Here is a 226-nt window from a genome sequence, read left to right on the forward strand (position 1 = left end):
GTGAAGTCGTAACAAGGTAACCCTAGGGGAACCTGGGGTTGGATCACCTCCTTATCTTGAAGTAAAATTGCTTAATGGAAATTCTCTTTTAAGAGCGTTTCACGAGTGTTCACACAAATTACATGATAACAAAAATGAAGAAGAATACCCATAAATGGGGCTATAGCTCAGCTGGGAGAGCACCTGCCTTGCACGCAGGGGGTCAGCAGTTCGATCCTGCTTAGCT

The 226-nt window shown here is 44.7% G+C and carries 1 rRNA gene; it reads left to right on the forward strand.

The features are described from left to right. A 16S ribosomal RNA gene (locus tag MTCD1_RS20575) occupies nt 1-54 on the forward strand; the annotation flags it as partial. Nucleotides 55-226 lie beyond the last annotated feature (172 nt).

It is taken from the genome of Colwellia marinimaniae, assembly GCF_002207865.1.
Classification (GTDB): Bacteria; Pseudomonadota; Gammaproteobacteria; order Enterobacterales; family Alteromonadaceae; genus Colwellia; species Colwellia marinimaniae.